Origin of the sequence: Mycobacterium sp. NS-7484 (genome assembly GCF_001953975.1) — a bacterium.
In the GTDB taxonomy this organism is placed as follows: Bacteria; Actinomycetota; Actinomycetes; order Mycobacteriales; family Mycobacteriaceae; genus Mycobacterium.
Genome location: NZ_MBEJ01000097.1, coordinates 23,697 through 36,165 on the forward strand (window position 1 = coordinate 23,697; position 12,469 = coordinate 36,165).

Below are 12,469 nucleotides of genomic sequence, written 5' to 3' on the forward strand. Positions count from 1 at the left end.
GATGACTGGATCTGTGTGAAACCAGGGAAACTGGCGGCGTTACGGCTGCGGCAGCGCGATGGGATCTCGTGTGGCCCGACCGTCGCGGTGGTGGCCGGCGCGATGCTGGACCCGGCGTATCGGGCGGAGTTGCTGGCCCCCGACAGTGACACCTGGTTCGCCGCCGAGCAGGGCCGAATTCACGCTGTTGTCAACAGGATTTGGCCTCGGCGGCTCGGCACCACGCCCGCCGGCATGGCCCGTGCGCTCGGCGCGCACAGTGCGAAACGGGGAGTGACATACCGCTGGCGCCACTTCCGCGGTGCCCGCGACCCGTTGTCGGACGTGCGCGCCGCAGTCACGCAGGGGTGGCCCGTGGCCATGCTCATCGGCGAGCGGGGCATCCCACGGCACTGGGTGTTGCTCGTCGGCGAGGGCAGCGAGGTACTGGAATGCTACGAACCGTCGTCGGGCAAGGTGGTGTCGGTCGATGTCGCGGCCGTTCGGGGTGCCAGGTTGACCGGGCTCGGTTTCCCCCGACCGTTCGCATTTGTCTTACCGTCGAACCATGGCCCGAAAGTATGCGACCGCTGACACCGTAGGGATCGACGAACTGCTCGATTTCGTGCGCCCGCGGCACCACATGGTGCTGACCACGTTCCGGGCCGACGGCTCGCTGCAGACCTCTCCCGTGACGGGCGGGGTGGACGAGCAGGGCCGCATCGTGATCGCCAGCTATCCGCAGCGGGCGAAGGCGGCCAATCTCCGTCGCACCCCGCGGGCGAGCGTCACCGTCCTGTCGGACGAGTTCAACGGGCCGTATGTGCAAGTGGACGGCGCCGCCGAGGTGATCGGCCTGCCCGAGGCGGTGGAGCCGCTGGTCGACTACTTCCGCGCGGTCGCCGGTGAGCACCCCGACTGGGACGAGTACCGACAGGCGATGGTCGACCAGGGCAAATGCCTGATCCGGATCACGCCTACCCACTGGGGTCCGGTCGCCACCGGGGGATTCCCGCCGGCCTGAGCGCTTACGCACGCGTTGCGTCCGCTAGCAGGTCAAACTATAGTCTGGACACATGTCCAGAGGGTTCGGGGTCGACGCGTGAGCGTGAATTCCCAGCTCAGCACGTCTCCGGCCGTCGGGTGATCTGATTATGCGTATCGCGTTGCTGTCCTATCGGAGCAAGACTCACTGCGGTGGCCAGGGCGTCTACGTGCGCTATCTGAGCCGCGGGCTGGCCGAACTCGGTCATGAGGTCGAGGTGTTCTCCGGTCAGCCCTATCCGGAGGGGCTGGACCCTCGGGTCAAGCTGACCAAGGTTCCGAGCCTGGACCTCTACCGCGAGCCCGACCCGTTCCGCGTGCCCAAGCCCAGCGAGATCCGCGACCGGATCGACGCTCTCGAGCTCGCCACGATGTGGAGCGCCGGGTTCCCCGAGCCGCGGACCTTCACCATGCGCGTCGCCCGCATCCTGGCCGAGCGTCGCGACGAGTTCGACGTGGTGCACGACAACCAGAGCCTGGGCTCGGCGCTGCTGAAGATCGCCGAGAGCGGTCTGCCGGTCGTGGCCACCGTGCACCACCCGATCACGCGGGACCGGGTCGTCGAGATCGCCGCCGCCAAGTGGTGGCGCAAGCCGCTGGTCCGGCGGTGGTACGGGTTCGCCGAGATGCAGAAGAAGGTCGCCCGCCAGATCCCCGAACTGCTCACCGTGTCGTCGTCCTCGGCCGCCGACATCGCCGAGGACTTCGGGGTGACGCCGGATCAGCTGCACATCGTGCCGCTGGGCGTGGACACCGAACTGTTCAAGCCGGCCGAGCACCGGGTGAGCGGACGCATCATCGCGATCGCCAGCGCCGACGTGCCGCTCAAGGGAGTCAGCCATCTGCTGCATGCGGTGGCCCGGCTGCGAGTTTCGCGCGACCTCGACGTGCAGCTGGTGTCCAAGCTCGAACCGAACGGTCCGACCGAGAAACTCATTGCCGAGCTTGGTATTTCCGACATCGTGCACAGCTCCAGCGGCCTGAGCGACGAGGAGCTCGCCGCACTGCTCGCCTCCGCCGAGGTGGCCTGCATCCCGTCTCTGTACGAGGGTTTCTCACTGCCCGCCGTGGAGGCCATGGCCAGTGGCACCCCGATCGTGGCCAGCCGGGCGGGCGCGCTGCCCGAGGTGGTGGGCGACGACGGTGCCTGCGCCCGGTTGGTGCGCCCGGCCGACGTCGACGAGTTGACCGCCGTGCTCGGTGAACTGCTCGACTCGCCGTCGGAACGACGCAAGCTCGGTGCCGCCGGACGGCAACGGGCACTCGATGTCTTCAGTTGGGAATCGGTTGCTGCACAGACGGTTTCAGTGTACGAGATGGCCCGTGCCAGGGCAGGAAAGGTGACGCGATGCTGACCGTCGATTTCGACCGTCTCGGTGTCGGACCGGGCACCAGCGTGATCGACGTCGGGTGCGGCGCGGGCCGGCACACCTTCGAGGCATACCGGCGCGGTGCCAACGTGATCGGTTTCGATCAGAGCGTGTCCGACCTCAACGACGTCGACACCATGCTGCAGGCCATGCGGGAAGCCGGCGAGGTGCCGTTGTCGGCCAAGGGCGAGGCCGTCAAGGGTGACGCGCTCGACCTTCCATACCCCGACGCCAGCTTCGACTGCGTCATCGCGTCGGAGATCCTCGAGCACGTCCCCGAGGACGATCGGGCGATCGCGCAACTGGTGCGGGTCCTCAAACCCGGTGGCTCACTGGCCATCACGGTGCCGCGGTGGCTCCCCGAGAAGCTGTGCTGGCTGCTGTCGGACGAGTATCACGCCAACGAGGGCGGACACATCCGCATCTACAAGGCCGACGAGCTGCGCGACAAGGTGCTCGCGCACGGGCTCGAACTCACTCACACCCATCACGAGCACGCCCTGCACTCGCCGTACTGGTGGCTCAAATGTCTGGTCGGCACCGAGAAGAACGACCATCCCGCCGTCAAGGCGTACCACCAGTTGCTGGTGTGGGACATGATGGGGCGGCCCTGGCTGACCCGCACCGCCGAATCACTGTTGAACCCGGTGATCGGCAAGAGCGTCGCGCTCTACTTCCGCAAGCCGGAATCCAACGGGTAGGCGGTGCGCGGTGCGACTGCCTGAGATCCCCGGTGTGCCCGGAGTTCTGACCCCGCAAGACTGCTTGCAGACGGCGAAATCGATTGCCGCGACCCAGGAATCCTCAGGAGCCCTGCCGTGGTTCGACGGCGGGCACACCGACCCGTGGGATCACGTCGAGAACGCCATGGCGCTGACCGTGGCCGGGTTGATCGAGCCGGCCCGTGCGGCCTTCGACTGGTGCCGCACCGTGCAACGCGCCGACGGGTCATGGCCGATCCAGCTGCGCAACGGGGTCGTCGAGGATGCCAACAGCGACAGCAACTTCTGCGCCTACGTGGCCACCGGCGTCTGGCACCACGTCCTGATCACCGGGGACCGGGCCTTCGCCGAGTGCATGTGGCCGGTGGTGACCCGGGCGCTGAATTTCGTGCTCGGCCTGCAGGCTCCCGGTGGTGAGATCTATTGGGCGGAAAGCCCTTCCGGCCCGGTGGAAGAGGCGTTGCTGACCGGCTGCGCCAGCGTATACCACAGCATCCGCTGCGGGTTGGCTCTGGCGGAGTACCTCGATGATCCGCAGCCGGAATGGGAGGTCGCCGTGGGGCGCCTGGGCCACGCCATCGCCGATCATCCAGAGGCGTTCTCCGCCAAGGACACCCACGCCATGGAGTGGTACTACCCGGTGCTCGGCGGGGCGTTGCGCGACGATGCGGCCAAGGCCCGGATCGACGGGCGCTGGGGCGATTTCGTGGTGCCCGGACTTGGTATCCGGTGCGTCGACCACCGGCCCTGGGTCACCGGTGCCGAGACCTGCGAGCTGGTGATGGCCCTGGATGCGATCGGTGACACCCGGCGCGCCCACGAGCAGTTCGCGGCCATGCAGCACCTACGCGAGGACGACGGATCCTATTGGACCGGGCTCGTTTTCGCCGACGGCAAGCGCTGGCCCGAGGAACGCACCACCTGGACCGGCGCGGCCATGATCCTGGCCGCCGACGCGTTGTCGCAGACCACCGCGGCCAGCGGCATCTTCCGGGGCGTCGGGCTGCCGCGTGGCCTCGAGGGTGAGTACGACTGCGAGTGTGTGGCAGGCCGTTAGTCGAGCACTCCCGGCTCACCCGCGCTCCGCTGAAGCACCCGCATCGATCCCATCGCCATGACTTCGTCGAACGCACCGGTGGCCAGCGCCCGCTGGTAGATGTGGAACGGTGCCTGCCCGCCGTCGTTCGGATCGGGGAACACGTCGTGGATGACCAACGCGCCGCCCACCTCGACCCAGCGAGCCCAACCGTCGAAGTCCCGCTGCGCGGCCTCCTCGGTGTGCCCGCCGTCGATGAACAACAGCCGCAACGGCATTCGCCAGCCACGGGCCACCACGGGTGACTTACCGACGACGGCGACCACATGGTCGTCGAGGCCGGCGGCATCGAGCGTGTGGCGCATGGTGGGCAGCGTGTCGAACAGCCCGGTGACCGGATCGACCATGGTGGTGTCGTGGTACTCCCAGCCGACCTGATGCTCTTCGGAGCCGTGGTGATGATCGACGGTGTAGAGCACCGAGTCGGTCTCCTGGGCCGCCGCACCCAACATCACCGTCGACTTGCCGCAGTACGTGCCGATCTCGACCCCGACGCCGCCACCGAGGTAGCGCACCCCGGCGTCATAGAGAGCGCGGCCCTCGTCGGCGGGCATGAAGCCGGTGACCTGCTCGGCAAGGGTGAACAGGCGCTCGGCGCGGGGCGGTAGGGCGGTGTCAGCGGAGCTCATGAATGCACAACCTACCGTTGCTGGCCACCGGCGGTTGTAGTAGCGTCCGGACACGTGTCCGATGCGGCCTTGGAATCGACGCGCCGCCGCCTGAGTGCACGGCAGGCTGACACCGTGGAGCGTCTCGGTCAGGCCGCGCTCCGACTGATCATCCGAGACGGGTTCGCCGGGCTGACCGTGCGTCGGGTTGCCGCCGAGGCCGGGGTCGGCGCGGCGACGGCATACACCTACTTCTCGTCGAAAGAACACCTCGTGGCCGAGGTGTTCTGGCGTCGACTCTCGGCTGCGCCGCCGGCCGCGCACGAGTCGAACGATCCGGCCACCCGCGTGGTCGAGGTACTGCAGCACATCGCGTCGCTGGTGGCCGATGAACCCGAGTTCGCCGGAGCGGTGACCAACGCGCTGCTCGGGAAGGACCCCGACGTGGAGGTGTTGCGCCAGCGGATCGGGGCGGATATCCGCACGCGGCTGGTCGTGGCGCTGGGCCCCGACGTTGATCTCGACGTCATCGAGGCCCTTGAGCTGCTCTACACGGGAACGCTGGTCTGGGCGGGGATGGGATATGACCCCTACGCGGCCATCTCGAGGCGGCTGGAGAAATCAGCTCGCTTGCTGCTCAGCTGAATTCGCCGCCATGATGGCCGTCGACGCGGCCACGGCGGGACCGTAGATCTCGTGGATGTCGCGGCCGTCCTCGACGATCAGAGCGGTCAGCTCACGTAACCCTCCCAGCAGGATGATGGCCATCGGCTCGGTGAGCTGCGGCAGACCGGCGCGCTGGAAGCCGACGCTGCCGCTGAGGTCGATCAGTAGGTCGGTCAGGGCGCGCAGGGCCTCGCGCTGCAGTGGTCGGGCCCGGCTGCCGAGCGCGGGAAGTTCCCGAATCCAACTCAACGTGATGGCCGGGGCGGCGGCGATGTGATCGACATAGGCGCCCACGGCCTGGCCGATCTGGTCGGTCCAGGATGCCTCGGGAACGACAGCGGCGCTGATCCGGTCGACCAGTGCGGCGTTGTTGGCGCGCAGCAGCTCGAGAAAACCATCCTCTTTCGTTCCGAACTGGTCGTAGAACGTGCGCTTGGAGGTACGGGCGTGGCGGACGATGTCGGCCACGGTGGTGTCTCGGTAGCCCTTGTCGGTGATCGCCGCGGCCAGCCCGTCGAGCAACCGTAGTCGGTAGGTCATCGCCTCTCACCCCCTTGCGTTGTCTGGTACCTGGGGGTACCGTACCTCACAACCGCTGGTACCGCTCGGTACCGCAACTGGCTGGAGATGGTATGACCGACGTCGTAGCTGCCGAGAAGGCCCGGATCCCAGCGCCCGCGCGGGTGCCGAAACCGTTGCAGGCCATAGGCTTTGCCCTGGCCAGGCGCTGGGTGGTCAAACAGATCGCGCGCCGTCAGGGTGATGTGTTCAGCCTTCAGCTCCCGGTGTTCGGCCGCACGGTGATGATCGCCGATGCTCAGTTGGCCAAGCAGCTCTTCGCGGCCAACACCGACGACGTCGGCAATATCCAGCCCAATTTGAGCCGCATCCTGGGGTCCGGTTCGGTGTTCGCCCTCGACGGCACCGATCACCGTCGGCGTCGCAAATTGCTCACCCCACCGTTTCACGGCAAGAGCATCAAGAACTACGAGAAGATCTTCGAAGAAGAGACGCTGCGGGAAACGGCCACCTGGCCCGACGGGCGACAGTTCGAGACGCTCGAACCGATGATGCGCATTACCCTCAACGCCATCCTGCGCGCGGTTTTCGGCGCCGACGGCGAACAGCTCGACGAATTGCGCCGCATCATCCCGCCCTGGGTCACCCTCGGTTCGCGGTTGGTGGTGTTGCCCACCCCGACCCGCACCTACGGACGGTTCAGTCCGTGGGGCCGATTGGCTCGATACCGCAAGCAGTACGACGACGTCATCGACCGACTCATCGACAAGGTCGAGGCCGACCCGGACTTCGACCAGCGCGACGACATCCTGGCGCTGCTGTTGCGCAGCACGTACGAGGACGGATCGGCCATGTCCCGCAAAGACATCGGGGACGAGCTGTTGACCCTGCTGGCCGCCGGGCACGAGACGACGGCGTCGACCCTGGGCTGGGCCTTTGAACGGATCAGCCGGCACCCGCACGTGCTGGCCGAGCTGGAGGCCGAGGCGGCCACCGACGGCAATGAGTACCGCCAGGCCACCATCCTCGAAGTCCAACGCAACCGGACCGTCATCGACTTCGCCGGCCGCCACGTCTACGCACCGTCGATTCGACTGGGGGACTGGGAGATTCCGCGCGGGTACTCCGTGATCGTGGCGATCTCCCAGATCCAGGAAGCGGCCAAGGATTTCCCGGATCCCGACCGGTTCGACCCCCGGCGTTTCCTCGGCAACCGGCCGGGCCTCGGCTGGATCCCCTACGGCGGCGGCACCCGACGCTGTGTCGGCGCAGTGTTCGCCAACGTCGAAATGGACGTCGTGCTGCGAACGGTGTTGCGGCACTTCGCGATCGAATCCACCACCGCCCCGGGTGAGAAAGTGCATTCCCGCGGAGTGGCCTACACCCCGAAGTCCGGTGGACGCCTCACGGTGCGCCGCCGGGCCGCCCCGCTGGGCGCCTGAGCCGTCAGCTCGCGGTCTGGCGCTTGGGAAGCTTCCACCCCGCGCGCGGGAAGTGGCAGGTGTACCCGTTCGGGTAGTGCACCAGGTAGTCCTGATGCTCGGGCTCGGCCTCCCAGAAATCACTCGCCGGCGTCACCTCGGTGACCACCTTGCCCGGCCACAAACCCGAAGCATCCACATCGGCGATGGTGTCCAGTGCGACGCGCTTCTGCTCGTCGTCGAGGTAGAAGATCGCCGACCGGTAGCTGGTGCCCACGTCATTGCCCTGCCGGTCCTTGGTGGACGGGTCATGGATCTGGAAGAAGAACTCCAGCAGTGCTCGGAAATCTGTCTCGGCCGGATCGTAGACGATCTCGACCGCTTCGGCATGTCCCGGGTGATTGCGGTATGTCGGTTGGTCGTTACGGCCGCCGGTGTACCCCACCCGGGTCGAGATCACGCCGGGTTGCTTGCGGATGAGGTCCTGCATGCCCCAGAAGCAGCCGCCGGCCAGGATCGCTGTCGAATAGTTGCCCATACATCCCATTGTGCTCCGCGCCGACTTTCTCGGCAGAGTCCTCGACAAAGCCTGGTAGAACGTGTTCTAGTTTTGGGGTGACGAGCAGGTCCTTCAGCCGCGATGAACTCGCCGCCGCCTTCGAGACGTTCGAGCAGACCGTGGATCGAGCCGCGCAGACCAAGAACTGGGACATCTGGGCGGACCACTACACCGTCGACGTCGACTACATCGAGCACGCCGTGGGCACCATGAAGGGCCGCGAACAGGTGCGGCCGTGGATCTGGACGACCATGACCACCTTTCCCGGCAGCTACATGACGGCGTTCCCGTCGCTGTGGTCGGTGATCGACGTACCGACCGGCCGGATCATCTGCGAACTGGACAACCCCATGCGCGACCCGGGCGACGGCACCATCATCAGCGCCACCAACATCTCGATCCTGACCTACGCCGGCGACGGCCTCTGGTCACGTCAGGAAGACGTCTACAACCCACTGCGATTCGCCTCCGCGGCCCGCAAGTGGTGCCGCAAAGCTGCCGAACTCGGCACGCTCACCGATGAGGCCGAGGCGTGGATGCAGAAGTTCGGAGGCTGAGCACGTGAGCGCGAAGCTCGTCATCGGAGCCAACGGATTCCTGGGCTCGCACGTACTACGGCAACTGGTCGGTGCCGACGACGGTTCCGAGATCCGGGCCATGGTGCGGCCGGGTGCCAACACGATCGGGATCGATGACCTCGACGTCAGGCGGTTCGAGGGCGACGTCTTCGACACCGCGGCGCTGCGTACGGCGATGACCGGCTGCGACGTCGTCTACCACTGCGTCGTCGACGCCCGCGGGTGGCTGCGCGACCCGGCCCCGCTGTTCCGCACCAACGTCGAGGGCACCCGCAACGTCCTGGAGGTGGCCGCCGGCGTCACGGGGCTACGCAAGTTCGTCTACACCAGCAGCTACGTCACCGTCGGACGAAAGCGGGGCAGGCGGTCGACCGAAGCTGACGTCGTCGATATCGCGAAGGTGACCCCGTACGTCCGCTCGCGGGTGCAGGCCGAGGAATTGGTGCTGCACTACGCGCGTGAGCGCGGCCTGCCGGCCGTGGCGATGTGCGTCTCCACGACCTACGGCAGTGGCGACTGGGGTCGCACCCCGCACGGGGCGATCATCGCCGGCGCGGCGTTCGGCAAACTGCCGTTCGTGATGAGCGGCATCGACCTGGAGGCCGTCGGTATCGACGACGCCGCCAGGGCGCTGTTGTTGGCTGCCGACCGTGGCATACCCGGTGAGCGCTACCTGATTTCGGAGAAGATGATCAGCAACGCCGAGGTGGCCCGGCTGCCCGCCGAGGCCGCCGGCGTCGCGCCGCCGCAGCGCTCGATCCCGCTGCCGGTGTCCTATCTGCTGGCCGCCGCCGGCACGATCAAGGGCACGTTGCGCGGCACTGACGAACGGCTCTCACTGGAATCCCTGCGGCTCATGCGGGCCGAAGCCGAACTCGACCATTCCAAGGCCGTGCGTGAACTCGACTGGCAGCCAAGGCCGGTGGAGGAGTCGATCGCCGAAGCGGCCAAGTTCTGGGTCAGCCTGCGCGCGGCCAAACGCGCACAGCGCGGCAGCTGAACACCACGCCGTGCAGCGTAAAGCCACTGGGCGACAGGCGCATTGCGGCCTAGCCTGGCGCTATGACCGACAAGCTGAAAGTCGACCTCTCCGGTGCGCCGCAGACCATGCTGGCGACCTTCTACGCCAAGGCCCTCGACGCCGGGATGCCGAATCCGATCCTGGGCGACCGGCTGGCCAAGCAGATCGCCGATCGCATCGACTACGACTGGAGCCGCACCTCGATCACCGAGGCGACGTCACCGTCGGTGACCACCCGCAGCGCCCACTTCGACCGGTGGACCCGGCAGTTTCTGGCGGTGCACCCGGAAGCAGTGGTGCTGCATCTGGGCTGTGGACTGGACGGCCGGTTCTTCCGGTTGCAAACCGGGCCCGGTGTCGAGTGGTACGACGTCGACTATCCCGACGTCGCGCACCTACGCGAGCAGCTCTACCCCTCGGCCGAGCACTATCACGTCGTCGCCGCGTCGGTGACCGACCCGGCCTGGCTGCGCGACATCCCCGCCGACCGGCCGACGTTGATGCTCGGCGAAGGTCTCACGATGTACCTCACCGAAGCCGACGGAGTTGCCCTGCTGCGTCGTATTGTCGACGGATTCCCTTCTGGGGAACTGCAATTCGATGCCTTTAATACTCTGGGTGTCAAGTCCCAGTGGAGCAACACCGTGGTCCGGCGATCCGGGGCGAAACTCCACTGGGCGATCAACAGTGCCGAGGACATCCTGCGGGCAGTACCGGGCACGCGGTTACTGGCCCGCACATCGCCTTTCGACGATCCGGTGTTCAACACGCTGCCCTGGTACTACCGACTGATGCTCGCGGTGATGAAACCCGTTCCGGTGTTGCGGTACATGGCGCAGTATCACCGCTACGCGTTCTGACGCTCAGTCCCTCAAATCACCGACCGCTGTGGCGCACGGTGTTGTCCGCCTTCGGCACCATCGGCTTGGGATGGATCTGATCCAACCAGTCCAGGTGGTCCACACCGGAAGAGATGGTGACGGTGCTGGGGGCTGCGACATGAGCGGGCTCGGCGGCCTGGGCCGGTCCGGCCAGACCCAGGACGGCTGCGCTCAGTCCGCTTGCGGCGATGACGGCGAATCCGAACTTCTTCATATCCCTGCTTCTTCCTGTCTTGACCGGCGTCGGTTCTGGTGACCTTCGTGCCGGTATGACTGTCCAAACCGACTGGCCGGCCCGGCCATTTCCGGTGGCAGAAATTGATCCCCGATTGGCAGAAAGAAATATGTTCTGGGATATGCCCTGGCAGAATCCTGCGGTGCCCAAGACGGTGAACGGCAAGGTGTCCCACTGGTTCGACGAAATACCCGCGCCCCGCGCGGCCCTTCCCGGCGACCGCGACGCCGACGTGTGCATCGTCGGCGCCGGCTACACCGGATTGTGGACGGCCTATTACCTGGCCCAGGCCGAGCCATCGCTACGGATCACCGTGCTGGAGGCCCGTTTCGCGGGCTTCGGCGCCTCCGGTCGCAACGGCGGCTGGCTGTCCGGTCTGGCTCCCGGCGACCGGCACCGGATGGCCTCGCAGCATGGGAGGGAGCCGGTGCTGGCCTGGCAACGGGCACTGAACGACGCTGTCGACGAGGTCATCGCGGTGGCGGACCGCGAAGGCATCGACGCCGGTGCGGTCAAGGGCGGGACCATGGAGATCGCGCGTAATCCCGCTCAGGCCGCCAGGCTGGCGGCTGCGGTGGCCGAAGAACGATCCTGGGGGCTGGATGTCACCGAGCTGACGAAAAGCCAAGCCGCCGAGCGCATTCGATTTGACGGCCTGATCTCTGCCTACCACACCCCGCACTGTGCCCGCATCCAACCGGCCCGGCTCGTCCGCGGGCTGGCCGAAGCCGTCGAGCGGCTTGGTGTAACGATCTACGAGGACACCCCGGTCACGGCGATCGCCGGTGCGGTGTCCTCTTCGCGCGAGCGCTCATCGACGGCGTGCGCCGTCACCACCCGCGGAACGGTGCGGGCGCCGATCGTCCTGCGGGCCACCGAAGGGTTCACTCCTTCGCTTGCCCGGTTCCGCCGGACCTGGCTGCCGATGAACAGCTCGATGATCGCCACCGAACCGATCCCGGCGGCGCTGTGGGACGAAATCGGTTGGCACGGAAGGGAAACTGTGGGCGACAGCGCACACGGGTTCTTCTACGCGCAACGCACTGTCGATGACCGCATCGCGATCGGGGGTCGTAGCGTTCCCTACCGTTTCGCCTCACGCACCGACATCGACGGTCAGGTTCCGGCCCGCACCATCCGTCTGCTCACCGGCGTGCTGCACTCGATCCTGCCGCAGGTGCGCGATGTGCCGATCGCCCACGGGTGGTGCGGGGTTCTGGCCGTCCCACGGGACTGGCAGGCGGGCGTCTCGCTGGACCGGGCCAGCGGGCTGGGCTGGGCAGGCGGATACGTCGGACACGGGGTCACCGCGACCAATCTGGCCGGCCGCACCCTGGCCGATCTGGTGCTCGGGCGCGACACCCCGATCACCGAGCTGCCGTGGGTCGGTCACCGATCACGCAACTGGGAACCCGAACCGCTGCGCTGGCTCGGCGTGCGTGGCCTCTACGTCGCATACCGGCTGGCCGACCGGCACGAGGCGCGGGGGCGGGTGACGACGTCGCCAATCGCCCGTTTCGCTGACGTCATCACCCGCAAACCGCACTGACGTCGGTCGCTGATGTGCGGAGAAAGCGCTGTGGTTGTCGGTCGGTGGTGGCATAATCGAACATGTGTTCGACACTGATTCCGATGCCGCTCTCATCGACGCGATGAGCGCGGCGGCGCGGGCAGAATCCGCGGCGATCGCCGCCGGCTGGCCGCCATCGGTGCGTTGGACACCCGCCGCGAACACGAACTGGCCGAAACGGTGTACTGGCGCACCGACCC

General features: G+C 67.1%; 15 protein-coding genes. 11 read left to right on the forward strand and 4 right to left on the reverse strand.

What is annotated here, in order from left to right:
- Positions 1-15: 15 nt before the first annotated feature.
- The 5 genes from A5733_RS18125 to A5733_RS18145 all read left to right on the forward strand — a co-directional run bounded on the left by A5733_RS18125 (position 16) and on the right by A5733_RS18145 (position 4,172).
- Positions 16-573 (forward strand): hypothetical protein, encoded by a 558-nt coding sequence (locus tag A5733_RS18125; RefSeq protein WP_076241136.1) that lies wholly within the window; start codon positions 16-18, stop codon positions 571-573.
- A complete protein-coding gene (locus A5733_RS18130; RefSeq protein WP_076241123.1) occupies positions 548-1,003 on the forward strand; it encodes a PPOX class F420-dependent oxidoreductase in 456 nt (151 codons plus the stop codon). Before A5733_RS18125 ends, A5733_RS18130 begins: the two co-directional genes overlap by 26 nt.
- A 130-nt stretch (positions 1,004-1,133) precedes the next feature.
- Entirely contained in the window at positions 1,134-2,378 is a 1,245-nt protein-coding gene (locus A5733_RS18135; RefSeq protein WP_076241124.1) for a glycosyltransferase family 4 protein, read from the forward strand.
- The gene (locus A5733_RS18140) at positions 2,372-3,094 is read left to right on the forward strand and encodes a class I SAM-dependent methyltransferase (protein ID WP_076241125.1); all 723 of its coding nucleotides are present in this window, start codon (positions 2,372-2,374) and stop codon (positions 3,092-3,094) included. Before A5733_RS18135 ends, A5733_RS18140 begins: the two co-directional genes overlap by 7 nt.
- Before the next feature lie 10 nt (positions 3,095-3,104).
- Positions 3,105-4,172, forward strand: a complete 1,068-nt coding sequence (locus A5733_RS18145) for a prenyltransferase (protein ID WP_198938857.1) — start codon at positions 3,105-3,107, stop codon at positions 4,170-4,172.
- Here A5733_RS18145 and A5733_RS18150 read toward each other — a convergent pair.
- Positions 4,169-4,840 carry a class I SAM-dependent methyltransferase gene (locus tag A5733_RS18150; protein ID WP_076241126.1) on the reverse strand — a complete coding sequence of 224 codons (672 nt, stop codon included), beginning with the start codon at positions 4,838-4,840 and terminating at the stop codon, positions 4,169-4,171. The two genes, A5733_RS18145 and A5733_RS18150, sit on opposite strands and share 4 nt — an antisense overlap.
- A 54-nt stretch (positions 4,841-4,894) precedes the next feature.
- Between A5733_RS18150 and A5733_RS18155 the strand changes: the two genes are divergently transcribed.
- The gene (locus A5733_RS18155) at positions 4,895-5,464 is read left to right on the forward strand and encodes a TetR/AcrR family transcriptional regulator (protein WP_076241127.1); all 570 of its coding nucleotides are present in this window, start codon (positions 4,895-4,897) and stop codon (positions 5,462-5,464) included.
- Here the strand turns inward: A5733_RS18155 and A5733_RS18160 are convergent.
- Positions 5,441-6,025: a TetR/AcrR family transcriptional regulator gene (locus A5733_RS18160; RefSeq protein WP_067771241.1), complete on the reverse strand. Its 585-nt coding sequence runs from the start codon at positions 6,023-6,025 to the stop codon at positions 5,441-5,443. The genes A5733_RS18155 and A5733_RS18160 overlap by 24 nt on opposite strands.
- A 92-nt stretch (positions 6,026-6,117) precedes the next feature.
- Here A5733_RS18160 and A5733_RS18165 point away from each other — a divergent pair, with 92 nt between their 5' ends.
- Positions 6,118-7,446: a cytochrome P450 gene (locus A5733_RS18165; RefSeq protein WP_076241128.1), complete on the forward strand. Its 1,329-nt coding sequence runs from the start codon at positions 6,118-6,120 to the stop codon at positions 7,444-7,446.
- A 4-nt stretch (positions 7,447-7,450) separates the two neighbouring features.
- Here the strand turns inward: A5733_RS18165 and msrA are convergent, their stop codons facing one another.
- On the reverse strand, positions 7,451-7,963 hold the full coding sequence (gene msrA, locus A5733_RS18170; RefSeq protein WP_076241129.1) for a peptide-methionine (S)-S-oxide reductase MsrA: 513 nt from the start codon (positions 7,961-7,963) through the stop codon (positions 7,451-7,453).
- A 77-nt stretch (positions 7,964-8,040) separates the two neighbouring features.
- Here msrA and A5733_RS18175 point away from each other — a divergent pair, with 77 nt between their 5' ends.
- The 3 genes from A5733_RS18175 to A5733_RS18185 all read left to right on the forward strand — a co-directional run bounded on the left by A5733_RS18175 (position 8,041) and on the right by A5733_RS18185 (position 10,443).
- Entirely contained in the window at positions 8,041-8,541 is a 501-nt protein-coding gene (locus A5733_RS18175; RefSeq protein WP_076241130.1) for a polyketide cyclase, read from the forward strand.
- Between the two features lie 4 nt (positions 8,542-8,545).
- Positions 8,546-9,562, forward strand: coding sequence for an NAD-dependent epimerase/dehydratase family protein (locus tag A5733_RS18180; protein WP_076241131.1), 1,017 nt, complete (start codon positions 8,546-8,548; stop codon positions 9,560-9,562).
- Between the two features lie 62 nt (positions 9,563-9,624).
- Positions 9,625-10,443, forward strand: coding sequence for a class I SAM-dependent methyltransferase (locus tag A5733_RS18185; RefSeq protein WP_076241132.1), 819 nt, complete (start codon positions 9,625-9,627; stop codon positions 10,441-10,443).
- Between the two features lie 16 nt (positions 10,444-10,459).
- On the opposite strand, the gene A5733_RS18190 is transcribed toward A5733_RS18185, so the two are convergent.
- On the reverse strand, positions 10,460-10,678 hold the full coding sequence (locus A5733_RS18190) for a hypothetical protein (protein ID WP_067771233.1): 219 nt from the start codon (positions 10,676-10,678) through the stop codon (positions 10,460-10,462).
- Positions 10,679-10,820: 142 nt separating this feature from the next.
- On the opposite strand from A5733_RS18190, the gene A5733_RS18195 reads away from it, so the two are divergent.
- Positions 10,821-12,248, forward strand: coding sequence for an FAD-binding oxidoreductase (locus A5733_RS18195; RefSeq protein ID WP_076241133.1), 1,428 nt, complete (start codon positions 10,821-10,823; stop codon positions 12,246-12,248).
- The last annotated feature ends 221 nt before the right edge of the window (positions 12,249-12,469 follow it).